We start from the raw sequence: 23711 nt of genomic DNA, 5'->3' as shown, positions 1-23711 counted from the left end.
GTTTTTTGAAAAAGACCTATTCGCTTTGAATAGGTCTTTTTTTATCAGCTTTTTACTATCGTTGTTAGAATCTATTCTTTTGTCAAAATTTAAAGTCGTTTTAATGCTGTACTGTGTTTATCAAAGCGTTTTTTATTCATTAGATGAAAAGAAAAAAGGCTATTAACACAAGTCGTTAATAGCCTCTATATTTAAAATAAATAGTTTCTATTTAGAGATAGCTCGAGATATTACTATTTTTTGTATTTCTGAAGTACCTTCATAAATTTGAGTAATCTTAGCATCGCGCATCATTCTCTCAACGTGGTATTCGCGAACGTATCCATTTCCTCCGTGGATTTGAACAGCTTCGATTGTCGTATCCATCGCTGTTTTTGATGCAAATAATTTAGCCATAGCTCCAGATAAAGAGATGTCCTCTCCTGCATCTTTTTCAGTAGCCGCTTTGAAACAAAGCATTCTTGCAGCACTGATTTGAGTGGCCATATCTGCTAATTTAAATGCTACAGCTTGATGATTGATGATTTCTGTACCAAAAGCCTTGCGTTCTTTTGAGTACTTTAAAGCAAGTTCATACGCTCCTTGAGCAATACCTAAAGCTTGTGATGCAATACCTATACGCCCACCATTAAGTACATTCATTGCAAAAGCAAAACCAAACCCATCTTCACCTATACGGTTTTCTTTTGGTACTTTTACGTCTGTAAACATTAATGAGTGCGTGTCAGAACCGCGAATTCCCATTTTTTGTTCTTTAGCTCCAATTTCAAAGCCAGCCCAACCTTTCTCTACAATAAAAGCATTAATTCCCTTGTGCTTTTTCTCAGGATTAGTATGAGCAATTACAATATAGTAATCAGCAGTACTTCCATTTGTTATCCAGTTTTTAGTACCGTTAAGCAAATAGTAATCTCCCATATCAACAGCGGTTGTTTTTTGAGATGTAGCATCTGATCCTGCTTCTGGTTCTGATAAACAGAATGCTCCTATTACCTGTCCTGAAGCTAAAGGTTTTAAATATTTCTCTTTTTGTTCTTCACTTGCATATTTCTCAAGTCCAGCACAAACTAAAGAGTTATTCACTGACATTACAACAGCAGCTGAAGCATCCACCTTAGCTATTTCTTCCATTGCCAATACATAGGAAACGCTGTCAAGTCCACTTCCTCCATATTTTGGGTCAACCATCATCCCTAAGAACCCAAGTTCTCCTAATTTCTTTACTTGTTCTGTAGGGAAGATTTGATGTTCATCTCTTTCAATTACACCTGGTAATAGTTCTGTTTGTGCGAAATCACGAGCAGCTTGTTGAATCATCAACTGCTCTTCTGTTAATTTAAAATCCATCTATAGTTCTTTAATTTTTAGTCCTTAAGTTTTTGTAGTTCTCAAATATATGTGAATTAAATTAATTATTCAATCTACATTATGTAATTTTATCCTATGAAAAGACATCAATACAATATTTTGGGCGTTATGTCAGGTACTTCATTAGATGGAATAGACCTCGCATTTATTCAATTTGACTATGATGTTGACAGACAATGGAAATTCAAAATTTTAGTTGCTGATACAATACCATATTCACAGTCATGGAAGGGTCGTTTGAGCCAAGCAATTAGCATGAATCAAATGGATATTGAGAAATTAGATGAGCGTTATACTGTTTATTTGGCAAGTGTCATTAGTGGTTTTATAGAGCGCAATAATCTTCAGCATATTGACTTGATCTGTTCTCATGGTCATACCATTTTTCATAAACCAGAATTAGGTTATACGCTGCAAATAGGAAACTTACCTATTTTATCTGATTATGTAGGACATGATGTAGTGTGCGATTTCAGAGTACAGGATGTATTGCTTGGAGGGCAAGGGGCACCTTTGGTTCCGATTGGTGATCGCTTATTGTTTTCTGATTTCCAGGCATGTTTGAATTTAGGAGGGTTTGCCAATGTCTCTTTTGAGAATAATCTCAAGTATCGAATCGCTTATGATATATGTCCTGTAAATACAGTATTGAATGACTTAGTAAAATCTTTGGGTAAAGAGTATGACTGTAATGGTGATATAGCTCGACAAGGATCAAGCAATAGTGATTTGTTGAGTGAATTGAACTCAATTGATTTTTATAATCAAGCGCCTCCAAAGTCACTTGGAGTTGAGTTTTTGAAGACTTATGTCAATCCGATAATCAAAAAGTATAATCATTTGAGTATCTCTGATTTATTAGCTACTTACGTCGAACATATTGCTGAACAAATTGTAAAGGGAATTCCCTTATCTGAAGGCGAACGCGTTTTAGTAACAGGTGGTGGAGCTCATAATGCTTTTTTACTTGAGAGAATAAGAGAAAAATCACCCTTGGCTTTTGAGGTTCCTGCCAAAGAGATTGTGGACTATAAAGAAGCTATTATTTTTGGTTTATTAGGTGTGCTCAAATGGAGAGATGACGTAAATGTATTAGCAAGTGTAACGGGGGCTAAGTACGATCATTCGTCAGGGAAAGTATATCGTTTCTTTTCCCAACTCGAATAGACGGCAATAGAAGTAAGCTTTGTTGCGTGTAGGTAAGGTGCAATATGTAAAGGGAATGTATAGAAATAGGTTGTTTAGTTGTTTTATTTACAGTTAAGTAAGGGGGACTAACTTTTTTATCCTAAATCTTATATACATAACGAACAAAACATTATATATTTGAACCCTTTTAGAAATGAGTAAATTTGTTAATAATATGTTGTTTTTTGTGATGATTCATATTAAAAAACGCATTAATGCGTTCTATATGAATAACCCAAGCAATAGGTTGTTATAAAAAATTCATAGGAAAGAGTAAACGTAGTTAAATTAAACTTTAATAATTATATGATTCATTTTTTACAAGTGGACACAACTGTAGTGAGTCAAGCTGCTACAGATTTAGTTGAGCAAGGAAGTGAAGTGGCTAAGAAAGAATTAGCACTAAGTGAAATAATATTTAGTGGAGGTATTATAGGTCAATCTATTATGGTCGTGATCTTCATTATGTTATTCATGGCTTTGTATTTATATCTTGAGCGTTTTTTTGCAATTCGCAAGTCAGCTAAAGTGGATGAAGGGTTTATGACTCAAATAAAGTCTTATTTATCACAAGGAAAAATAAATCAAGCAAAATCACTCTGTGCAAATACTGATACACCAGTTGCTCGTTTAGTAGGTAAAGGGTTGTCTCGTATCGGAAGACCTTTACAAGATATTAATACAGCTATAGAGAATACTGGGAAATTAGAAGTGTATAAAATGGAGAAGAATATTAATCTGTTAGCAACATTATCTGGTGCAGGTCCTATGACAGGGTTCTTAGGTACTGTAGTGGGAATGGTAATGGCTTTCCATGAAATGTCAGATAATGGGTCAGCTCGCATCGATATGAGTGTATTGGCAGAAGGGATATACACGGCTATGATGACTACCGTTTTTGGTCTAATCGTAGGTTTAGTTGCTTATATCGGATATAATCACTTAGTGAGTAAGATTGATAAAATAGTTCATCAGTTGGAAGCAAATGCTGTTGAGTTTTTAGATTTATTAAACGAGCCAGCATAATGAATATTAGAGGGAGAAATAAAGTATCTGCAGAGTTCAATATGTCGTCAATGACCGATATTGTCTTTCTATTATTGATTTTTTTTATGGTAGCAATTACCACTATGACTACGACTAATGCGCTTGATTTAGTATTACCTAATTCTGATGGAAAGTCTGATTCTGTTGAAACTGTAGCTGTAAGTGTAGATGAGCAGTCTAATTACTTCATTGATCAGGACAAAGTAGCCTTAGAGCAGTTGGAAGAAGGATTGAAGAACAAGCTTTCGAATCAGGAAGATCCTAATATTGTTTTACACGTAGCTAAGGGGGTACCAGTTGAAGATGCAGTATATGTAATGGATATTGCTTACCGCAATAATTATAAAATTGTATTGGCTGTAGAACCAAAATAGTATGAAAATTTTACAAACAGAAAGTGAGAAAAAAGCTTTTGCAATTACATCAACTGTATTTGTGTTGTTATTGCTTTTGTTTTTCTTTTATAAAATAACGAAACCTACACCAGAACCATATTTGTTAGGAGGAGAGATTGCAATTAATTTTGGCAATAGCGACAAGGGTAGAGGAAATGAACAGCCGAAAGAGGTAATTGAAATGCAGCCTGAAGTAACTCCTGTGGAAGTAACAGAAGTGGAGGTTTCAGAACCCATCGTTGTGCAAAATACTGTTGAGACTCCTATAGTGAAGAAAGTAGACGAAACTCCTGTTAAGGAAGTTAAAAAAGAAGTGAAGCCGGAGAAAGTACAAGAACCCAAAAAGGAACAAAAACCAAGTCAAACGACTACAGATGCGTTAGCAAGTCTTATAAATGGTCCTAAAACATCAGGAGAAAAGTCTGAGGGGAACGGAACTACAGATCAAAGTGGGGCTCAAGGAAGTTTGGATGGAGATATCTATGCAAATTCTTTTTATGGTAGTGGAAAGGGACAAGGTTCGGGTGGAGGAACAAGTTGGGGACTCAATGGTCGTAGCTTAGCATCAAAAGGGCAAGTAGTGCCAGATTGTAATGAAGTTGGGACAGTAGTTGTCGAGATTCGAGTAGATAAAACTGGGAATGTGGTAGCTGCTAAGTATGCACAGGGAACTACCAATTCTGCTAAGTGTTTGACAGATGCTGCCATAGCAACTGCTAAGACATTTCGTTGGAAGCCGGATGATAAAGCACCTAATATTCAAGTAGGATTTATAGTAATTAATTTCAGAGTAGGGTCTTAGATCCTATTTTTTTATTTTGTTTATGACATATACTGAAACTTTAGAATGGATGTATGTGCAATTGCCAATGTATCAACAAAAGGGAGCAGTTGCTTATAAAGCAGATTTATCAAATACAATTAAGTTGGTCAATCACTTAGGTAATCCACAAGAAAACATTAAAACGATCCACATTGCTGGAACTAATGGAAAGGGGTCTACATCTTCTATGATCGCTTCTATTTTACAAGAGGCAGGATTTAAGGTAGGATTATATACATCTCCTCATTTAAAAGATTTTCGTGAGCGCATTAAAATTAATGGACAAGAAATCACTGAGTCTTTCGTTGTAGATTTTATTGCGCGTAATAAAGTGTTTTTTGAGGAAAATGCTTTAAGCTTTTTTGAAATGACTGTAGGTATGTGCTTCGAATATTTTAAACAAGAGCAAGTTGACGTGGCTGTGATCGAAGTTGGAATGGGAGGTAGGTTGGATTCTACCAATATTATTTCGCCATTGGTGTCTGTGATCACGAATATAGGCAAAGACCATACTGCTTTTTTAGGAAATACTTTGCAAGAGATAGCAAGGGAAAAAGCGGGAATTATAAAATATCATACTCCCGTAGTTATAGGTGAATATACTGATCAGACTAAACCTGTATTTATAGCCAAAGCACAAGAGGAGGAAGCTGAGATATTCTTTGCACAAGATACTTTTGAGGATAATACGTTGGTGTCAGATTTGAAAGGAGATTATCAAAAAGCAAATATTCGTACAGTTAGACAAACTATAGCTTTATTGAGAAAGAGTTTTAATATAACTCATGACAATGAAGAGCAAGGTTTACTACAGGTAGTTAGAAATACAAATTTATTAGGTCGTTGGCAGATTATTTCAGAAGCTCCCAAAGTAATTGCAGATACTGCACATAACGCCCATGGGTTAAATATTGTTATGAATCAGTTGAAACACGAAGAATACGAGAATTTATTTATTGTTTTTGGAGTGGTAAATGATAAAGATTTGTCTTCAGTACTGCCATTATTGCCAAAAACAGCTAAATACTTTTTTGCAAAGCCAAATATTTCACGTGGATTAAATGCTGACGAATTAAAGGAGCAAGCAAAGGAATATGGTTTGAATGGTGTTGTTTGTAGTTCAGTATTAGATGCTTATGTGAAAGCTAAGATCGAAGCTACTTTGAAGGACTTGATATATGTGGGAGGAAGTACTTTTGTAGTGGCTGAAATTTTGTAAAAAAAAATACAAAAAGCTTGCAAACTAAAAATCACGTCGTATATTTGCACCCGTAATCAACAAAAGGTTACACGTTCTTAAAAAGAAGAAAAATGGGCGATTAGCTCAGCTGGTTCAGAGCACCTCGTTTACACCGAGGGGGTCGGGGGTTCGAATCCCTCATCGCCCACCATTTTTTTTAGACTTATTGGAACACCAAATTATTTAATAATATTTTGGGCGATTAGCTCAGCTGGTTCAGAGCACCTCGTTTACACCGAGGGGGTCGGGGGTTCGAATCCCTCATCGCCCACTATTTTACCGTACAGTAAAAGACCTTAGTTTAAATAACTTTGGGCGATTAGCTCAGTTGGTTCAGAGCACCTCGTTTACACCGAGGGGGTCGGGGGTTCGAATCCCTCATCGCCCACTATTTTACCATACAGTAAAAGACCTTAGTTTAAATAACTTTGGGCGATTAGCTCAGTTGGTTCAGAGCACCTCGTTTACACCGAGGGGGTCGGGGGTTCGAATCCCTCATCGCCCACTATTTTACCGTACAGTAAAAGACCTTAGTTTAAATAACTTTGGGCGATTAGCTCAGCTGGTTCAGAGCACCTCGTTTACACCGAGGGGGTCGGGGGTTCGAATCCCTCATCGCCCACTATTTTACCATACAGTAAAAGACCTTAGTTTAAATAACTTTGGGCGATTAGCTCAGTTGGTTCAGAGCACCTCGTTTACACCGAGGGGGTCGGGGGTTCGAATCCCTCATTGCCCACAGATAAAAGCCGTAGATCAAGTGATCTACGGCTTTTTTTGTTCGTGCATACTTCATTTTGATTTTCTGCATTTTTATCGTGATTTCTCAGGGACAATTTTACAGGTTTGGAATCAGAAACAAAGTTTGGTTATTACTACTTTTTAAACACATTGTAGACCTCTGTTTCTATTTGTGTTTTGTGGATTATATATAATCCTGTTTTGCCTTTAGGTATAAGTGAAGTCAAATCAAACCTTCTTTTTCTTTATTGTGAAATTTGTACATAGCCTATTAGTATACTGAGAACAAAAAAAGGGTGCGTTTTCTTAGGACTTCCTTGCACCTTTCTAGGGGTATTCTTGCACTTTTCCTGGTAAAAAGGCGTGTTTCAGCAAGGAAACCCCTACCAAGCCCCTAGAATCCCCCAAGAAAGTGCGAGCAATATAGCATTGATTTTGGTTGTATTGAAAAGTCGTTGATGTTTAGCAGACTGTAGAATGTTCTATATGTGAGTGATTTCAAAGGATGCTTTTTTACGCAATTGTTCTCTTTCTAATCTGACTATGGGCTTTTTTATCTAAATCTTTATTCTCAATTCACTTATTGTTGTTTAGGGGAGATAAGGGAGTTTGGACTTTTTATTTTAATGGGTGATTGTTGATTTATGGTTAAATTTTTTTATTTTTGGTTGTTAAATTGCTAAAATGGTGTGTTGTTATTTGTTTTTGTGTTTTGGGAATTAGTAATTTGATATTGTGTTGAATTGTAGAGTAACATGTAGATAGGTATAGGATATGAGAAGAAAGACTTAATAGTGATTTATTGATATTGTGAAATAAAAAGTAAAACTATTAAAACAGTAGTTTTACAGGTAATAGTTTATGGTTTAAAATTATATTTTCCTTAGCAACTCTTATCAATATGAGCGAAATTAAATTATCTTTGCTTCTTTAAAAAAAAATAATCAAAATGACATTAAATCAGATTTTAACTCCGCAGATAGAGAAGGCTATTCAACAATTGTACGGTGCAACTGTAGATAAAGTTGAATACCAAGCGACAAGAAAAGAGTTTGAAGGAGATATTACTGTAGTTATTTTTCCTTTTTTAAGACAAATAAAGGGAAATCCAGTAGAAATTGGGACGAAGATAGGTGAGTACTTAGTAGAAAATACATCTGTAATAGAACGGTTTAATGTAGTTAAAGGTTTTTTAAATTTAGTAGTTTCAGATAGTTATTATATTGAGTTTTTTAATGCTATACGCAACGCGGAACACTTCGGTTTTGTAACACCTACTCTTGGTGATAAAGCGGTATTAGTAGAATACTCATCTCCAAACACAAATAAACCTTTGCATTTAGGTCATGTTAGAAATAACTTACTTGGATTTTCTGTAGCAGAGATATTGAAAGCTTCGGGAAAAAAGGTTTATAAAACTCAAATTATCAATGACAGAGGTATCCATATTTGTAAGTCAATGTTGGCTTGGCAAAAATATGGAAACGGGGATACACCAGAATCTACTGGTTTGAAAGGTGATAAGTTAGTAGGTAATTACTATGTGAAGTTTGATGTTGAATACAAGAGTCAAATCAAAGAGTTGATGGCTCAAGGTATGTCTGAGGACGATGCTAAGAAAGAGGCTCCTATCATTAAAGAGGCTAAGCAAATGCTTGTTGATTGGGAGAATGGAGTACCTGAAGTGATAGAGTTGTGGAAAACAATGAATCAATGGGTATATGATGGTTTCGCTGTATCGTATAAAAACTTAGGTGTAGATTTTGACAAGGTGTACTACGAGAGTAATACTTATTTGCTTGGAAAAGATGAAGTAGAGAAAGGATTAGAACAAGGCGTTTTCTTTAGAAAAGAGGATAATTCAGTTTGGATTGATTTATCAGATGAAGGTTTAGATGAGAAGTTAGTATTACGTGGAGATGGAACTTCAGTGTACATGACGCAAGATATTGGTACAGCTATACAACGTGTAAATGATTTCGGAGATGTAGGAGGTATGGTTTACACTGTTGGTAATGAGCAAGACTACCACTTTAAAGTATTGTTTTTGATTCTTAAAAAGCTTGGCTTTGATTGGGCTGAGAGTTTATATCATTTATCTTATGGAATGGTAGAACTACCTTCTGGAAAGATGAAAAGTAGAGAGGGAACAGTAGTAGATGCTGATGACTTGATGCAGGAGATGACTGATACGGCTAAGAGTATCTCTGAGGAATTAGGTAAACTTGAAGGATATTCAGATGAAGAGCGTTCTCAGTTGTTTACGACTATAGGTTTAGGTGCTTTAAAGTACTTTATTTTAAAAGTAGATCCACGTAAAGGGATGATGTTTAATCCTAAAGAATCAGTTGATTTTGCAGGAAATACAGGTCCATTTATCCAATATACTTACGCGCGTATTCAATCGATCTTAAGAAAGGCTGATTTCGATTACACGACGGAGATATCTGGTATCACTTTAGATGTAAAAGAGAAAGAACTATTGAAATTACTTGAGGATTTCCCTGTTGTAATTCAAGATGCTGCACGTACACATAGCCCTGCATTAGTAGCTAATTACGTTTATGAACTGGTAAGAGAGTATAACTCTTTTTACCAAACTGTATCTATCTTAGGAGAAGAAGATACTGTATTAAGAATTTTTAGAGTACAATTATCTCATAAAGTAGGTGAAGTAATTAAAGATGCCTTTGCATTACTTGGGATTGTCGTACCTGAACGAATGTAATTATACATTTTTGTGAAAAAAGAAAAATCTTATATTATACAGTCATTTGCCATTCTAGTAATGGCAAGTGGCTTTTTTTTGTTTTTTAAGGGGAATTTACCTTCAAAGATATTTTCTGAAGCTGCTCCTAAAACTGGAAATGTCGTAATTGATAGTTTGCTTTTAGAAGCATTTGAACAAGCCAAGGAAAGTAGTAAGAAAGGGTTAGTTGATGAAGCATTAGAGGAGAAGGAAAACAGTTCTAAAGACACGTTAACATCTGCTATAGGAGATGGGAATATTACCCTCATTGAAGAAGGTGATCTTTTGTCATTAGAATCAGAGGATAACTTTAAGGGGATGTTGTATTTAGAGCCCTTCTTTGAAAGACTATATGAATTAGAGCACAACAAAGGCAAGCGCGTTCGTATTGCATATTATGGCGATTCTATGACAGACGGGGATTTGATTGTTCAAGATTTGCGTAAGACCTACCAAGATACTTATGGTGGAGCTGGAGTTGGCTATATTCCCATTAATGTTGAGTCTGCTAAATCAAGGGGATCTATTGTTCATAGATATTCAGCAAACTGGAAAGTTCAATCATTTCTTAATGTAAAAAGACCAATGAGACCCTTCGGTGTCTCTGGACAAGTATTCTTTATAAAAGACACTGTAAAAGACACTTGGATTAGTTTGCAAGCTGGAAATATTAGAAATATGACCAGTTTGAATTCTCCAACTCTTTATTATGGGGCCTCGAATAATAAAAAGGGTAAAGTTAAAGTTATAATAGATAGAGATACTGTTGTAAAAGACTTAGCTATTAATGGTGAGTTGAATAGTTTGAAACTTTCAAATAGAAGTTTAAGACAGATCAAGTTGATGTTTCAATCGGCAGATTCAATTCCAATTTACGGTATAGATGTAAGTGCTTATAATGGTGTTCAAGTAGATAATTTTTCAAGTAGAGGAAACTCAGGTTTGCCATTGTCTTTATTTCGAGTGAGTTTGATGCAGAAGTTTCAACGTAGTTTAGATTATAATCTTATTATACTTCACTATGGAACTAATGTGCTTAATTATGGTTCGCTTGATTACAGATGGTATACTAAGCAAATGGGAGTTGTGGTAAATCACTTGAAACAGTGTTTTCCAAATGCGGCTATTTTAGTAATATCGACTGCAGATAAGTCAAGCAAGAAGGACATGAAGATGCAAACTGACCCAGCAGTTGTACCGTTGGTAAAAGCACAGCGTAAGTATGCAATGGAGAACCATGCAGGTTTTTTAAATCTATATGAAGCAATGGGAGGAGATGGTTCAATGGTTAAATGGGTAGAGGAGTCTCCTAATCGTGCAAACAAGGACTATACTCACTTCAATCATCGTGGAGCACAAGATATAGCTAAGTTGATTTATCAACAGTTAGATGAAGGGTATAAAGAGTATAGGACTAAACGCCACAAGAAAGAAGGAATAAAAGAAGAAAGTAGTGTTGATTCATTACAACAAAAAGAAAAAGAAGAAAATACAACTGTAGTAGACACTGTTGAGAATGGTAAAAAGTAAAATTGCTCTTGTTCTGAGTAGCATTTTTTGGGGAACTTGTGCTTTTGCACAAGAAAATTTAATTAAGTATCAAGTTAATTCAGATTCAGATCTTGATAGCATAAGTGCTGTTGACCAGGAAGAGGGAAACCGTATATATTATGATGACCGATTATATGAGTTTTTTCAGAAACTATATGAGCTTGATTCTTTAAAGGAAGGTAAGGTCAATATTGTACATATTGGCGATTCACATATTCAAGCTGATTTTTTTACAGGAAAAATGAGAAAACTATTGCAATCCCGTTTTGGAAATGGTGGGTTGGGATTTGTTTTTCCTTATAGATTGGCAAAGACGAATGGTAACTCTATCGTGCGTTATACATCAAATGTAGACTGGGAAAGTAGAAGAAATATTTATCCTGTTAACGGTGCTAACGTTGGTTTAAGTGGGATTGCACTTTCGACTAATAATAAAAACTTAGTTATCGAAATGAATATTCGCGATAACGAATATAGTTTTTCGCGCATGAAAGTTTTTACTCCGACTGAAGATCAATTGTTTAATTTAGGTAGTACTGATAAACAATTGAGTTTAGAGTCTGGTGTTCCTAAGAAAGTAAATCACATTATCAAGAGTGGAGAATCTCTGTCGAGTATTGCCAGAAGATATGGAACCTCTGTGATTGATTTGAAACGCATTAATAAGTTAAAAACCAGTACCATTCACCCAGGTAGAAGTTTATCTATACCTACTCCAGAAAGAGAGCCTGTAGTGGTTAATCCTGAGGTTTTTAATAGAGTAGATGCTACTCAAGCAGAAGGTTATTACGACTTCACATTTGATAGAGAGCAAAATCGCATCTATTTTTATTCAAATGAGGAGAAGGAGTTATACGATTTGAACGGAATTGTTTTAGAGAACGATAGAGCGGGACTGCTATATCACAGTATAGGAGTAAATGGCGCTCGATATTCAGATTACGGAAAGTATCCTCTGTTCTTTGAACAGTTAAAGGGATTAGAACCAGATTTGCTGGTTTTATCAATGGGTACTAATGAGGCATTTGACAAAATGAGTCCAGCTGATTTTCAAAATCAGGTAAATATTTTTCTTAAGAAAGTAAAAGAACACTTACCAAAAGTAAATGTTCTAATAACAACCCCACCTCCGAGTTATTTTTCTAAAGGGAATGTCAATACGGTAGCAACTGAGTTATCAAATGAATTAACCATTAACGGCCTGGAAAATAACTATGCTGTATGGGATTTGTACTTTAATTTGGGAGGAAATTTAGGTCTGCAAGAGTTGCAAGATCAGGGAATGTTAGCTCGTGATTTAGTACATTATTCAGTGAAGGGATATGAGTATTCTGCTGATTTATTCTTTGATGCTTTAATCGAGGCATATCAAAAATTTTGTGAGAAAAAGAAATAATGTTGTTCATGAGTTTATTTAATATAGAAATACCTTCGGTTTCATGGGATGATGTTATCCATTGGTTTACATTTAATCCAAAGGAGCCTTTGCTGTTTAATTCAGCTTTGTTTTTGGGGTTATTTATCGTTTTTTATCTATTCTATATTTTAATGAGGAAGACTTTCCATGTGCGATTATTGTATGTGGTACTGTTTTCTATATTTTTCTATTACAAGTCGAGCGGTATGTATTTTTTAATACTGGTCGGTTCTTCTTTAATGGACTATTATTTTGCGAAAATAATTAATGATACTTTAAACGAGACGAAGAAGAGAACTTTGTTGACGGTTAGTATTATCGTTAACTTGGGAATGTTAGGGTATTTTAAATACACGAACTTCTTCTTAGATGGTGTTAATTTCTTTGCTGAAACTGGTTTTCATATCGATGATATAATCTTGCCTGTAGGTATTTCGTTTTTTACTTTTCAATCGATCAGTTATATAATAGAAATTTACCGCAAGGAAATCGAACCAACGAAGAACTTTTTAGACTACTTGTTCTTTATATCGTTCTTTCCTCAATTGGTTGCAGGACCAATTGTACGAGCAAAAGATTTTATTCCTCAGATTTATGAAAATATAAAGGTTACACGTGATAATGTAAATGAAGGATTATTATTGATTGTCGGAGGATTACTCAAAAAGGCTGTTATCTCTGATTACATCTCTATTAACTTTGTTGACCGTGTATTTGATTCGCCGAATAGTTATACTGCTTTTGAGAACTTAATGGCATCTTATGGGTATGCGATTCAGATTTATTGTGATTTCTCTGGATATTCAGATATGGCTATCGGTATTGCATTATTGTTAGGGTATCGTTTGCCAATGAACTTTAATGTACCATATCAATCTACGTCAATTACTGAGTTTTGGAGACGTTGGCACATATCACTTTCTACTTGGTTAAAGGATTTCTTGTATATCACAGTAGGGGGGAATAGAAATGGTAGTTTTGGAGGATTCTTCTTTCCCTCTCTTTTCTTTGTAGGGGTTTTAGGTTGGGGAATTTACTATTATAAGACCAGCGCTATTCCGTTGTTAATAGCCATAGGATCAATAATTGTATTTGGTGTTACTATTTTGTTTTCAAAAGAGAGAAAGAAAAGCTTGTTTACCAATTTCAACTTGTTGACTACCATGTTACTTGGTGGATTATGGCACGGAGCAAGTTTGCGATTCATCGTTTGGGGAGCACTTCACGGTATAGCATTAGCTGTACATAAGATTTTTATGGAGTTGTTTCCAAGAGCAAAAGGTAAAGAACCTTCGTTTGTATGGAAAGTTATGTCTATAGTGATAACTTTTCATTTTGTTACATTTTGTTGGATCTTCTTTAGAGCGAGATCATTTGATACGGCATTAGATATTATTTATAATATCGGTAAAATAGATTGGGATTTACATGCTTGGATGGTGATAATAGATGGATATAAAAACGCCTTCTTGTTAATCTTAATAGCATTTGTATGGCATTTTATACCAAAGAAATGGATGGAAATTCCACATCAGTTGTTTAATACAGCTCCAGTATTTGTGAAGTCTGTGTTTTTAAGCTTTATATTTTGGGTTGTTTACGCGACAGCTACTGCAGGTCCACAACCATTTATTTACTTCCAGTTTTAAAGAGTTTGAATCAAAATATAGTCGAACCTATAATACAAAAAGAGGCTGTCTAAAAAGCCTAAAAAACAAAACCCCGTCTAAAAAAGGCGGGGTTTTTTCATTGTTTGTCCTCAAAAATAATTATCTTCAAGGTGCAACCAAACAATAAGAAAGACAAATATAATGTTCAAATCTGAAAGTTTAAAATCGCCGAGTCTATTTCCTGAAGATATTTTTTCTAAAATTCCTCTAGACCATCCTGTTCGTCTTATCAATGCTGTTGTTGATGAGTTAGATATTAGTTCTATTTTAAGTCAATACAAAGGAGGAGGGACCACCAGTTATCATCCCCGTATGATGATAAAAGTCTTATTCTACGCCTATTTCAATAATATTTATTCATCGCGTAAGATTGAACGGGCTTTGACGGAGAACATTTATTTTATGTGGTTATCTGGTAATAGCTTGCCTGATCATCGCACGATTAATTATTTTCGCGCTAAGCGATTGAAAGGTCAAATCCATCAGCTTTTTGCAGATGTGGTTCGTCTGTTACAAGAATTACAATATGTTAGTTTACAAGTTCAATATATTGATGGAACAAAAATTGAATCTAGCTCTAACCGATACACCTTTGTATGGCGTGGTTCAGTGGAGAAAAACAAGGCTAAATTAGAAACAAAAATTCAAGATGTTCTCACAGAAATAGAGGGTCAAATCAAACAGGATCAAAGTGAACTCGCAAAAGAACACTGTTCCAAAAATATTGATAGTTTAGAGCTTAAAGAAAAAGTGACTCAGTTAAATAAACATAGGGCAGACCTACCCAAACCTACAGCTAAACAGCTCAAACAGTTAGAAGACGAGCATTTACCTCGCTTGCAAAAATACGAACAACAACTAGAAACTTTAGGTACTCGAAATAGTTATAGTAAAACAGATCCAGATGCTACTTTTATGCGAATGAAAGAAGATCACATGAAAAACGGGCAACTTAAACCTGCCTACAATACTCAAATAAGTACTGAAAATCAATTTATTACACATTATACTATTGCACAAAAATCAACTGACACCACTACCTTAATCAATCATCTAGAGACTTTTGAACAAACCTATGCACAACAAAGTAAAGAAGTTGTAGCAGATGCTGGGTATGGTAGCGAAGAGAATTATCTGTATTTACTTGAAAGAGAAATAACGCCCTATGTGAAATTTAATTATTTTCATATGGAACAGAAAAGAGCTTGGAAGAACAACCCTTTTCTACAACACAATCTTTACTACAATAAATTGTTTGATTACATCTTATGTCCAAATGGAGAAAAGCTACCTAATATTGGAAGTAGTACTAAATACACCACCACTGGTTTTGCGTCAAAAATACATCTGTATCAAGCTTCTAACTGCTTGAAATGCTCGTTAAAAGAGCTATGTAATAAAGCAGCAGAAAACAGAACAGTCTCTATGAATCATAGATTGGTTCAAATAAAACAACATATTAGAGAATTACTCAACTCTGAACGCGGTAAATATCATAGAAGTAAAAGACCTGTAGAAGTAGAAGCTGTTTTTGGACAACTAAAAAGCAACAACAAATTTACTAGGTTTACTCTAAGAGGATTAGAAATGGTCGAAATTGAATTTGGACTGATGGCTCTTGCACATAATTTAAGAAAACTTACTAAGAATAGAGAAAAATCGACTTTAAACAACAATTTTCATCCTAAAAAAGAGACTGATAAACGAAAAATGACAAATTATAAGTCTAAAACTCGTTTTAATTGCAAGAACTTTTAATCTAAGAGAAAAGTAACGTTTTATATAATACAAAAGAGGGTGACCTTTTGGGACACCCTCTTTTTGTATTATTTTGTGCGTAAATCAGCTTGGTGTTTAGGCGATAACATCGGTTCAGCAAATGAGATGACCTCTTCTTCTTCTAATGCACTTAAAATGGCATATACGTTTTTATAATTTGTTTGAAGAGGAATGCTAATTACAAAGTAATAATCATCTACTAATTCTATTTCTGTATTAGCATATAGGATTTCATTGTATAGATCTTCTCGATTGTATTTCTCTTTTTGGACAATGACTTGAACAGTACTATTGCCCGAATAACTTTCTATATGTTGTATTACCAACCTTTTGTCGTCATCTTGTATTGAAGCATAAACCACATCTTCACATGAAAGTTCTGGTCCATAATAGGGAATATTATCTATTTTATATAAACCTTTGCTGGCATCAATTACAACTCCCCAAAGTACTTCTTCCGTATTTTTTTCTAATACTTCACTATAATACTTTACTACTACTTGTTCTAACTGTTCTTTCATTTCAGAATAATATTCGGATTATTTATTTATAAGAGTAGGTATGTAACCTAATTCAGTTGCAAAGATAAAAGGTAAAAGGGATTTAGTATAATGCGATTTCACAATAAATAAAAAAGTTATTAACCCTTTTGATAGCAATAGAGAGCGTGTAGAACAGAAAGTGCCTTTATCTGTTTAGTTTAATTTCTTCTGTATATTCGAAGATGCCATAGACTAATAAGTCAATTTCATAGTGATTCGCATACGATTTGCCATACTCAATCAGTGTAGTATAGATATTATTTTCTGAAGATTGGATTAATTGATAGGCATAATCAATCATTCCTTCTATATAATTGGCCTGTATATTTAGTGTACGCAATTTTCTCTTTGCCAGTGTATTTATATCTTCAATTGGCATTCTTTGCGTTGTTGATAAGCCTAAACTGTATCCATAGTAAACCATACCAAAAACGACAATCATTGTTTCACTTTTGTCATCCCATAAGGGACTGTTGACAACTTGATGGAACAAAAAATCTGTTTTTTGACGGAATTTACTTTTCATGGCTACTACATATAGTTGAATTCACAGGCGTATATACTGACAATAGATGCCTATCTAATAACCCCTAAAACCTAATGTTGATACGTGTTTGAGTTGTGTAGAATGACAAAAAGTCTATTTGTTTTTTATAAACTGTATAATTATCTGTTAAAGATACTTTTAATTTTTCGAAGTAAGTAATAATGTTAATTTTTTAATTTAGAATATTAAGTTTTTTTTTGATTAAATAGAATGTATTCTGAAGGAGTTTTATTAAAATGCAATCATTCTTTTGGTAACTAAAGACATACTTTATTTGTTTATTGTTATTCTTGGGATTAATTAACTTGTTAATTATTAGATATATAGGTTTTTTATGGCTAAATTTATAGAACAACTATAAAACCAAATATCATGGAAAAAGCTTTAAAAATCATAGTAGCTGTATTATTGATATTTACAGTATTCTCTTTACCTCCAGACTTGTACCGTTTTGTAAGCCTAATTGTAATGGTGTCTTTGGGTATTTTAGCTTACAATTCTCATGTGAACAAGAAGCTAATAGAAGTTTTAACGTATATCGTATTAATTGTTATTTTTCAACCTTTTTATACTGTTACCATTTCACCTATACTTTGGAAATCGATTACCATTTTAGCAGTACTTTATCTGATTGGCAGTAGTTTTTTCAATTTGAATAAAGTGGAAAAACAGTAAGCGTACGCGTTTCATCGCTCTATTTATACCTAAAAGGTATAGAAGTGCTTTGTTTTAGCCTATTGTGATTTCATCAAATTATTAATAATATACGCTATGTATTGTGAAATATTAGTGTGTTTTGAATAGTATGGTTAAATAATATTTGTGATTACTATTTTTTTAATTAAATAAAGGCAAAATTATTCAATGCTTGTTAAAATTGTTATATAAATTGTATATTGCAGTAAGCTATTTGTAGAAAGAATAAAAATCCTACTGTGTATTTGGGATAGAAAGTAGAGTGGGGACATATTTTCTATCGTTAACTAGATATGACAAGGTAAAGGTCACTTGTACAAGTGACCTTTTTTGTTGCTTTATGCTATATAAAAAGCCATTAATAATCTATTAATGGCTTTTTAATTTTATGCAAACGAAACTGTGATTTACAGCTTTAGACCCTTTAGTCTTAGTGAGTTTGTAATTACTGAGACAGAACTAAAACTCATTGCTAAAGCGGCTATCATCGGTGATAAAACGATTCCAAAAACAGGATATAGTACTCCTGCTGCAATTGGAATACCAACCGAATTGTATATAAAGGCAAAGAATAAGTTTTGCTTAATATTTCGCATTACTCCATGACTTAGGTTAATAGCTTTAGGGATACCAATTAGATCTCCTTTTAGCAGTGTGATTTCTGCACTTTCAATAGCCACATCAGTTCCTGTACCCATAGAGATACCTACGTTGGCCTGTGCTAAAGCTGGGGCGTCGTTAATACCGTCACCTGCCATAGCTACAACTTTACCTAATTCTTGCAATTTTTTGATTTCGTTCAATTTATCCTCCGGCATTGCTTCGGCTAAGAAGTGTTTGATATTTAACTCATCTGCTACAGCTTTGGCTGTATTGGGATTATCTCCAGTAATCATAATTACCTCGATACCTTTACTTTGCAAGTCTTGAACAGCCTTTTTACTTGATTCCTTGATTTTATCATATAGTACAGCATAACCAATAATATTGTTGTCTTCTGCAATATAAGATACTGTTTTACCCAAGTTTTGTTCTGCTCTTACTTTAAGTTCTAACTCACTACTTACCTCAGCTTGTACAGTTTCCATTAAAGCTTTGTTCCCCAATGAGATTCTTTTCTTGTCTACAACTCCTTGTATTCCTTTACCTGTCACGTTGTTAAACATTTTAATGGAACTTAAGGACAATCCCTTTTCTTTTGCTTTATTGGTAAAAGAAGTTGCAAGTGCGTGTTCACTATTTTGATTTAATGAAGCTGTTAGATGCAATAAGTCATTTTCAGAATAACCTTCTACTATGGATACAATTTTCTCTACTGATGGCTTACCTTCAGTTAAAGTACCTGTTTTATCAGTAATTAAGACATTTACTTTATTGGCTGTTTCAAGTGCTTCTGCATTTTTGATAAGGATACCATTTTGAGCTCCTTTACCTATACCTACCATTATAGACATTGGTGTTGCCAATCCTAATGCACATGGACACGCAATAATTAAAACAGCTAAAGCATTGACAAAAGCGTATGCAAGTTTTGGTTCTGGTCCAAGTGTTTTCCACAAGATGAACGTGATGATAGAGATCAACACTACAGTAGGCACAAAATACTTAGCTACTTTATCTGCTAATTTTTGGATCGGTGCTCGAGAACGGCTTGCGTTATTAACCATTTCGATGATTTGCGATAAGAGTGTTTCATCTCCTACTTTCTCTGCAATCATTAGGAATGAACTATTGCCATTTATTGTTCCTGCAACTACTTTATCTCCTTTAGTTTTATGAACAGGGATAGGTTCTCCAGAAATCATTGATTCATCAATACTACTGTCTCCTTCAAATATAGAACCATCAACTGGTATTTTTTCTCCTGGTTTTACACGTAATTTATTTCCTTTGACAATTTTTTCAAGAGCGATTACTTCTTCTCCCGATTCTGTCACTAAGGTCGCATCAGTAGGAGATAGCTTAAGTAATTCTTTTATTGCCGAATTTGTTCTACTATGAGCTTTAGCTTCCATTACTTGTCCTACAAGAACTAAAGTTAAAATAACAGCAACAGACTCGAAGTATAAGTGTATTCCGTGTTCTCCTTTAAAGTCTTCAGGGAATAGGTTTGGGAAGAATAAGGCTACAACGCTAAATAATAGTCCTGCAGCTGATCCTAATCCAATTAAACTAAACATGTTTAGATTCCACGTTTTAAAAGAGCCCCATGCTCTGGTAAAGAACATCCAACAAGCGTATACTACTGGTAAAGTAAGTAGCAATTGTAGGTAGTTATTTATGTGATGAGGAACAACTTTACCTATTGGATCTCCTGGTATCATAGACCCCATGGCTAAAATAAAGACAGGTATTGTAAAAAGAACTGATATTCTCAGTTTCTTAAGCATATCTGTGTATGTAGTATCCTCTGGTTCTATGCTAATTGTTTTGGCAACTAATGCCATACCACATTTAGGACAATCTCCTGGTTCGTCATAGGTTTTGTCTCCTTCACAAAGCATTGGACAGTAATAAACTGTTTTCTCGATTTTAGCAGCAGGTATCTGCTCTAAATTCATACCACAAACAGGACATCCTACGTTAGTGTCATATACTTTATCTCCTTCACATAGCATTGGGCAGAAGTATTTACCTGCTTTATCAGCCATGTTATCGGGAATTTCTTGTTGGTATTTATCCTCCTCACTGATTTCGATAGCAGGTAGGATTTCTTGTGTACCATCTTCTTTTGTAACTATTTCTTGCAAGATATAGTTACCTTTTTGTAACAATGCCTTTTGTAGAGTTTTCGTATCTATGTCGTGATGTAACTCTAAGTCTGCTTGTGCATCTTCTAATGAAACGTGAGCGTGTACGCCGTGAACTGTGTTTAGTGTTTCTTCCACCTTAGTCCTACAGCCATTACAAGTCATCCCACTTACTTTATATTGCTTTTTCATATCTAAAAACTAATAATCTTAATTTATACATACAAAATTCGTTTAAATTGATTAATTCCTGTTATACAATTATGGAAATTGGTTATATATTTTTATTATTAGTCATTGGATAGGTATTGTAGATCAGTGAATAAGCAATTGAGCTGCCTTTTAGAATTGAGTACAAAGGATATTTTGTACTTTCGTACTTATTAAAAGAGAAAGCGTATGAAAAAGAGGATTAGTCTTGTGCTTATTATCGCTGTAGTGTGTATAGGTTGTAAGCAAAGTAAAAAACCTACTGAGATTTATGGTAAGGTGAAACCTGAGATAAAGAAAGAGGCCTTCTCGGAGGGATTACTTACTTATGAATTAAGCATAAGTGATTCTATAGTAGATACCTTTATCAAAGACAAAGTTGCTCAAGCACCCACGAACATAAAAGCTCTATTGGATAAATACAAAGGAAAGCCCGAGGATAAGAAATACATTGAGAATTTCTTTGAGAATAATCCTGACTTTTTAAAGCGCTATGGTAAATTACCTTTTATAAAAAATACAGTAAGCATAGCAGGATATAACGTAAATAGTTATAGAGAAGGGTTAACTTATTTGTATGAATTGGAAATGAATGAGTTGCAAGGTCAAGGAAGTGGGTTTATTGGGCGAAATAGGAGTATGTTATCTCCAGAACAGGGCGTAAACTTTTCGATTAGAAAAGAGCAAGTGGAGCAAATAGACCGTCACTTCTTAATAGTTATCGATGAAAACAACTATACAAGAGAGGAACGAGAAACGGATATGAAAGTAGCAGGGTATGAAGTAAAAGAGGTACTTTATCAACTCAAAGAAGAGTTGCGTCATACTGCTGATTTGTGTACTCCTTTAGAGCTAACTGTATATACAAGTAAGGGTGTAAGTGCTTTGGTTAATTCTGCTCTACCTGTACAATTGCCTCGTGAAGGTTATGGGGTTTTGAAGGCAGAGGTTCGCTTTAGAGATTCTTCTGTTGATCCTTTTTATTTTGTGATAGAAGCTAAGGCTGTCGTGGTAAGGGAGCTGTTGATGGGGGAAAAGTCAATAGTGAATTATTCCAAGGAGTTTACAGCATTAGATGAGTCTAATAGCAATGAATTGTATAAAGCGGTTTTTGAAAAGTATATCATCGAACCTACGATGAATTCAAAGTAAACAACTCTGGTGAATACTGCTGTAATTGTATTTTAAAATTGGTAGAAGTAAAATTCCAATAGTTGATTGTTTCGGCTCTCTTTGAATCTTTATTTCATTTAGGTTGATAGGTTGGTTTATCAGATGAGATTTTTACTAATTTTGATAACAATAAGTGCGATGTTTGATATTAATGAAATAATCAAAGCCTAATATTTGCTGTCATACCTTAATGTTTTTTTGAATAGGTCAATCGCGCAAAGGACTAATTAGAGAAGTCTCTTTTAGTGATTCTTGTGATTAAGAAGTCTTTTTTAAAGTGAGATTAGCCAAAGGGCATGATTTTAACTCGAGTGAAATAATAATTGACAAACGTCACTGTATTATTCATTTTAGTCGTCTTGTTCAAAGTTTACTTCTTCTTATTTTTGTATTAAATAACAGATTCAAATGAATGTATATTTTATCATTATCATCATACTACTTTTAGTTATTATCGGTATTTTACTTTACTTATTAATTCGCTCTAATCGTTCAAGAGTGTATTTCGAAAAGGAGCAAGATCTCCTAAATAGCAAGTTAAAGTATTTTCAGTTGGAATCTTTAGAGTCAAGATTGGACCCACATTTGTTTAAGAATATCTTGAATTCGGTACAATCCCTTGCATACCAAACCTATTATGCATTAGATAAGATGGCAGGAGTTATGGATTACATTATGTACGATAGCCAAAAGAAGTTTGTATCACTTAGAGAAGAGCACGATTTTGCAATTAAATTAATTGATATCAATAAGATTAAACTGAATCCTTTGTTTCGATTGGATGTTCGTTCGGTGATACAAGAAGGAGAACTCTTATATGATGAGGACTTGGTTGCTCCTTTGATCTGTGTGGAGTTAATCGAGAATGCTTTTAAACACGCAGATTTACAAAGTTCAGATTCTTTTATCTCAGTATTGTTCAAAATGAAGAAAGGACAGTTTGATTTGATTGTTTCCAATAAAGCATCAAGTAAAAAGGGATTAGAAAAAGAACATGGGGGATTTGGTCTTAGTGCCTTACAGCAGCGACTTGAGTTAATTTACGGCTCTTATTTTAAATTAGAAAAATCATTTGATTCACAAGTATATACAATGCACCTAAAACTTAACTTATATGACTTCAAAGATAAAATGCATACTCTTAGATGATGAACTTTTAGGATTAAAGTATTTAAAGATGCTTTGTGAACAAATTCAAGAATTAGAAATTGTAGCAGTCTTTGATAATCCGCTTGTGTTTTTAGAACAACAAAAACAGTTGAATTATCAATTGTTGATTTTAGATATTAATATGCCTCAAATAGATGGTTTGTCAGTAGCTCAGCTTGTTCCAACAAAGGGAATAATATTTACTACAGCCTATAAAGAATATGCAGTTGAAGCCTTTGAAATAGATGCTATTGATTATTTGACAAAACCCTTGCGAAAAGATCGATTGCTAAAAGCTGTACACAAAGCTATGCGAAATATAGAAAAAGAGGAGAAACCATTATTTATTACTTCCAATACCAATAAAGGAAAAGCAGTAATTTACTTTGAAGATATATTATTGATAACTACCTCAGAAGACGATCCTCGAGATAAGGAAGTATTATTAATTAATGATGGGCGTATTACCCTGAAGAATATTTCACTGGATAAGTTATTAGAAGTTCTGCCCCACGGGTTATTTGTCAGAGTTAATAAGCGAGAGATAATTGCTTATAAAGCTGTGCAATTCTTTAGTTATGATGAAATCACTACTACTATTTTTGACGTTAATAACAAGCCTTTATTAGTTACTATTGGAGCTGCTTTCAAATCAGATTTTTTAGCAAATATGTAA

18 protein-coding genes and 6 tRNA genes are annotated in these 23711 nt (G+C 34.1%); 20 read left to right on the top strand and 4 right to left on the bottom strand.

Annotated features, from left to right (window positions below; all coding sequences use genetic code 11):
- Positions 1-207: 207 nt before the first annotated feature.
- The gene (locus NWE55_RS02725; RefSeq protein ID WP_155093164.1) at positions 208-1347 is read right to left on the bottom strand and encodes an acyl-CoA dehydrogenase family protein; all 1140 of its coding nucleotides are present in this window, start codon (positions 1345-1347) and stop codon (positions 208-210) included.
- A 96-nt stretch (positions 1348-1443) separates the two neighbouring features.
- Between NWE55_RS02725 and NWE55_RS02720 the strand changes: the two genes are divergently transcribed.
- The 16 genes from NWE55_RS02720 (at position 1444) to NWE55_RS02645 (ending at position 15947) form a co-directional block, all read left to right on the top strand.
- Positions 1444-2535 carry an anhydro-N-acetylmuramic acid kinase gene (locus NWE55_RS02720; protein ID WP_155093163.1) on the top strand — a complete coding sequence of 364 codons (1092 nt, stop codon included), beginning with the start codon at positions 1444-1446 and terminating at the stop codon, positions 2533-2535.
- A 327-nt stretch (positions 2536-2862) separates the two neighbouring features.
- Positions 2863-3582, top strand: coding sequence for a MotA/TolQ/ExbB proton channel family protein (locus tag NWE55_RS02715; protein ID WP_258204594.1), 720 nt, complete (start codon positions 2863-2865; stop codon positions 3580-3582).
- Complete coding sequence (locus tag NWE55_RS02710; protein ID WP_155093161.1) at positions 3582-3977, top strand: ExbD/TolR family protein; 396 nt, start codon at positions 3582-3584, stop codon at positions 3975-3977. The genes NWE55_RS02715 and NWE55_RS02710 overlap by 1 nt, the downstream gene beginning before the upstream one ends.
- Before the next feature lies 1 nt (position 3978).
- A complete protein-coding gene (locus NWE55_RS02705) occupies positions 3979-4800 on the top strand; it encodes an energy transducer TonB (protein WP_155093160.1) in 822 nt (273 codons plus the stop codon).
- A 22-nt stretch (positions 4801-4822) separates the two neighbouring features.
- Complete coding sequence (locus tag NWE55_RS02700; protein WP_155093159.1) at positions 4823-6040, top strand: bifunctional folylpolyglutamate synthase/dihydrofolate synthase; 1218 nt, start codon at positions 4823-4825, stop codon at positions 6038-6040.
- Positions 6041-6134: 94 nt separating this feature from the next.
- Positions 6135-6212 (top strand) — tRNA-Val (locus tag NWE55_RS02695).
- 45 nt (positions 6213-6257) lie between these two features.
- Positions 6258-6332: transfer RNA gene (locus NWE55_RS02690), tRNA-Val, on the top strand.
- Positions 6333-6374: 42 nt separating this feature from the next.
- Positions 6375-6449: transfer RNA gene (locus NWE55_RS02685), tRNA-Val, on the top strand.
- Between the two features lie 42 nt (positions 6450-6491).
- Positions 6492-6566 (top strand) — tRNA-Val (locus NWE55_RS02680).
- A 42-nt stretch (positions 6567-6608) separates the two neighbouring features.
- Positions 6609-6683 (top strand) — tRNA-Val (locus NWE55_RS02675).
- A gap of 42 nt (positions 6684-6725) precedes the next feature.
- A tRNA-Val gene (locus NWE55_RS02670) sits at positions 6726-6800 on the top strand.
- Between the two features lie 951 nt (positions 6801-7751).
- On the top strand, positions 7752-9530 hold the full coding sequence (gene argS, locus NWE55_RS02665; protein WP_155093158.1) for an arginine--tRNA ligase: 1779 nt from the start codon (positions 7752-7754) through the stop codon (positions 9528-9530).
- A gap of 60 nt (positions 9531-9590) precedes the next feature.
- Positions 9591-11081 carry an SGNH/GDSL hydrolase family protein gene (locus NWE55_RS02660; RefSeq protein WP_155093166.1) on the top strand — a complete coding sequence of 497 codons (1491 nt, stop codon included), beginning with the start codon at positions 9591-9593 and terminating at the stop codon, positions 11079-11081.
- Positions 11068-12498 (top strand): LysM peptidoglycan-binding domain-containing protein, encoded by a 1431-nt coding sequence (locus NWE55_RS02655; protein WP_155093157.1) that lies wholly within the window; start codon positions 11068-11070, stop codon positions 12496-12498. Before NWE55_RS02660 ends, NWE55_RS02655 begins: the two co-directional genes overlap by 14 nt.
- A gap of 8 nt (positions 12499-12506) precedes the next feature.
- Positions 12507-14168 (top strand): MBOAT family O-acyltransferase, encoded by a 1662-nt coding sequence (locus NWE55_RS02650; RefSeq protein ID WP_155093156.1) that lies wholly within the window; start codon positions 12507-12509, stop codon positions 14166-14168.
- 162 nt (positions 14169-14330) lie between these two features.
- On the top strand, positions 14331-15947 hold the full coding sequence (locus tag NWE55_RS02645) for an IS1182 family transposase (RefSeq protein ID WP_258204053.1): 1617 nt from the start codon (positions 14331-14333) through the stop codon (positions 15945-15947).
- A gap of 68 nt (positions 15948-16015) precedes the next feature.
- Here NWE55_RS02645 and NWE55_RS02640 read toward each other — a convergent pair whose 3' ends face one another.
- Both NWE55_RS02640 and NWE55_RS02635 read right to left on the bottom strand, forming a co-directional pair.
- The gene (locus NWE55_RS02640; RefSeq protein WP_155093181.1) at positions 16016-16489 is read right to left on the bottom strand and encodes a DUF4265 domain-containing protein; all 474 of its coding nucleotides are present in this window, start codon (positions 16487-16489) and stop codon (positions 16016-16018) included.
- A gap of 166 nt (positions 16490-16655) precedes the next feature.
- The gene (locus NWE55_RS02635; RefSeq protein ID WP_155093180.1) at positions 16656-17036 is read right to left on the bottom strand and encodes a hypothetical protein; all 381 of its coding nucleotides are present in this window, start codon (positions 17034-17036) and stop codon (positions 16656-16658) included.
- 393 nt (positions 17037-17429) lie between these two features.
- On the opposite strand from NWE55_RS02635, the gene NWE55_RS02630 reads away from it, so the two are divergent.
- Positions 17430-17732 (top strand): DUF6804 family protein, encoded by a 303-nt coding sequence (locus NWE55_RS02630; protein WP_155093179.1) that lies wholly within the window; start codon positions 17430-17432, stop codon positions 17730-17732.
- Between the two features lie 428 nt (positions 17733-18160).
- On the opposite strand, the gene NWE55_RS02625 is transcribed toward NWE55_RS02630, so the two are convergent.
- Positions 18161-20695 (bottom strand): heavy metal translocating P-type ATPase, encoded by a 2535-nt coding sequence (locus NWE55_RS02625; protein ID WP_155093178.1) that lies wholly within the window; start codon positions 20693-20695, stop codon positions 18161-18163.
- A gap of 207 nt (positions 20696-20902) precedes the next feature.
- Here NWE55_RS02625 and NWE55_RS02620 point away from each other — a divergent pair, with 207 nt between their 5' ends.
- The 3 genes from NWE55_RS02620 to NWE55_RS02610 all read left to right on the top strand — a co-directional run bounded on the left by NWE55_RS02620 (position 20903) and on the right by NWE55_RS02610 (position 23711).
- Positions 20903-21865, top strand: a complete 963-nt coding sequence (locus tag NWE55_RS02620; RefSeq protein ID WP_155093177.1) for a hypothetical protein — start codon at positions 20903-20905, stop codon at positions 21863-21865.
- Positions 21866-22294: 429 nt separating this feature from the next.
- A complete protein-coding gene (locus NWE55_RS02615) occupies positions 22295-23035 on the top strand; it encodes a sensor histidine kinase (RefSeq protein WP_155093176.1) in 741 nt (246 codons plus the stop codon).
- Positions 23001-23711: a LytR/AlgR family response regulator transcription factor gene (locus tag NWE55_RS02610; protein ID WP_155093175.1), complete on the top strand. Its 711-nt coding sequence runs from the start codon at positions 23001-23003 to the stop codon at positions 23709-23711. The genes NWE55_RS02615 and NWE55_RS02610 overlap by 35 nt, the downstream gene beginning before the upstream one ends.

It is taken from the genome of Myroides albus, assembly GCF_024722315.1.
Classification (GTDB): Bacteria; Bacteroidota; Bacteroidia; order Flavobacteriales; family Flavobacteriaceae; genus Flavobacterium; species Flavobacterium album_A.
The sequence above is the reverse complement of the archived record's forward strand: the minus strand, read 5'-3'. Positions and strand labels throughout refer to the sequence as shown.